Origin of the sequence: Actinoalloteichus spitiensis RMV-1378 (genome assembly GCF_000239155.1) — a bacterium.
GTDB lineage: Bacteria > Actinomycetota > Actinomycetes > Mycobacteriales > Pseudonocardiaceae > Actinoalloteichus_B > Actinoalloteichus_B spitiensis.
Genome location: NZ_AGVX02000434.1, coordinates 1 through 2,149 on the forward strand (window position 1 = coordinate 1; position 2,149 = coordinate 2,149).

Below are 2,149 nucleotides of genomic sequence, written 5' to 3' on the forward strand. Positions count from 1 at the left end.
CGCTGCCGTTCCCCGCCGGAGAGCGTGGTGCCCCGGTGGCCCACCACCGTGTCCAGCCCCTCCGGGAGCCTGGCGACCAGGGAGTTCAGCCGGGCGCTGTCGAGTGCCCGGGCCAGGGCCGCCTCGTCCGCGTCCGGAGTGCCCAGCAGCAGGTTCTGCCGGAGCGTGCCCGCCAGGACCGGGGTGTCCTGTTCGACGTAACCGATGCTGGCGCGGAGGTCGGCCAGCGGCCACTCCGTGACGTCCCTGCCGTCCACCAGGACACGGCCGCTCTCGGCTTCGTGGAACCGCTCCAACAGGGCGAACACGGTCGACTTCCCGGCTCCGGAGGGGCCCACCAGGGCCGTCAGCCCCCGGGGCGGCACGGTGAAGGTCACTCCGTGGTGGACCGGCTCTGGCGCGTCCGGGTAGCGGAAGACCACCTCCTCCAACCGCACGCTCGCCGGTTCGACCGGCCGGTCGGCCGTGGCGGTGGGAACGGAGCTCTCCTCCGCGGGCATGGTGTCGACCTCGTTGATCCGGCCCACGGCGGCCAGTCCCACCTGTGCCTGGGCGGCCGCGTTGAGCAACATCGAGATCGGGCCCATCAGGTAGAAGAGGTAGAGGAGGAAACCGACGAGGGTCGCGACGTCGCTGGCACCCGAGGCCACCCGCATCCCCCCGACCCCCAGGACGGCGAGGAACGCGATCTGGACGGACAGTTCCGACGCGGTTCCGGCGACCGCCCGCCACAGCGCGGCCGACACGCCCTCCTTCCAGGCAGCCCGCGCCGCCCGCTGGATCGAGTCGAGCTCGCGGTGTTCCGCCCCCGACGCCTTGACAGTGCGGAAGGCACCGAGGACCCGCTCCAGTTCGGCGCCCATCACGCCCACGGACTCCTGGGACCGCCTTGTCGCCCGCTGGATGCGGGGGAGCACGACGCCCTGCACCAGGCCGACGAACACGAACACCAGCAGGGTGACCCCGAGCAGGACGGGGTCGAGGACGGCCATCAGCACGATCACCGCGACGAGCGTGAGCGAGCCGGTCAGGCCGTCCACCAGCGACCGGGTGGTGACCTCGCGCAGCAGGACGGTGTCCGAGGTGACCCGGGACATGAGGTCGCCCGGCGCTGTCCGTTCATAGGCGGAGACCCGCAGGCGCAGGACCCGGTTGACGACGCGTCCTCGCGCCGAGAGCACGACCGACTCGGCGGTCCGCCCCAGCACGTACTCCCCGACCGCTCCGACGACCGCTCCCGCCACCAGCAGGCACGTGAGCAGCAGCAGGATGTCACCGATGTCCTCGCCGGCGCCCAGGGCCGCGACCAGCGACTGGGCCGCGAGCGGTTGGGCCAGCCCGGCGGCGCTGCTGACCAGGCTCAACAGTCCAGCCCCGATCAGGGCGGCCCGGTGCGGCCTCGCATAGGCGAGGAGCGTGCGCCAGGCACCTCGGTGCTGATCGCCCTGCCGCGGTTCGGCTGCGGTTCCGGCGTTTCTCGGTCTCGTCACGGAGTCTCCCCAGTGGTCGTCGCTCGGCGCGGTCGCGTCCCCAGCGCTGGAGGAGGCGGGCGACGTCAGCCGGAGCGGCCAGCCGGGTGGTCACGGCGAGCGTGAGCAGGCGCCCGGGGTCACGTGCTGTCGACGTCCTGCCTCAGCGGGGTACGACCCGACATCACCAACGTGTCAGGAGTCATGAGCGTTCCGTGACCGGGTGCGTGATCCCTGCGGTCGAGCCGGCGCCGCCGCCCGAGGGCAGCGCACCGCGCGCCGGTGCCGGCGTCCCCGGCCAGCCGCACGGCCCTCGGAGCACCGGCCGCCCGGTGCCGCGTGCACGGTGGGGGCCCGCCAGGCCACGACGGCGGGCCGTTCGGCCCCGGGGTGCGGGTGCTCAGGGACGGGCCAGCAGGCTGCCCAACACCAACCTGGCCCGCAGGTCCGGACTCGCCGGTCCGAACAGGGCCATCATCGCCGACGCCGTGCCCACCAGGTCCTGCCGTGAGGACAGGTAGGCGGTCCGCAGCTCCGCCGGCAGCCCGAAGAACGCCTCGAAGAACCTGCTGGTCTGGCGCGGGGACAGCCCCAGCAGCGCCTCGCGGCCCCGCAACCGCAGGGCGTGGACCATCCGCGCCGCGGGCGGCCAGAGCACGCCGTGCGCCCCGGCGACCGCC

Annotated in this window: 1 protein-coding gene and 1 pseudogene; both read right to left on the reverse strand. The window is 73.8% G+C overall.

The window, feature by feature from the left end; translation table 11 throughout:
- Positions 1-1,490 (reverse strand): ABC transporter ATP-binding protein (locus tag ACTIDRAF_RS0218485; RefSeq protein WP_039788082.1); only part of this gene is annotated, 1,490 nt, incomplete at its 3' end.
- Between the two features lie 379 nt (positions 1,491-1,869).
- Positions 1,870-2,149 (reverse strand): annotated as a pseudogene (locus tag ACTIDRAF_RS0218490) (lycopene cyclase family protein); the annotation flags it as partial.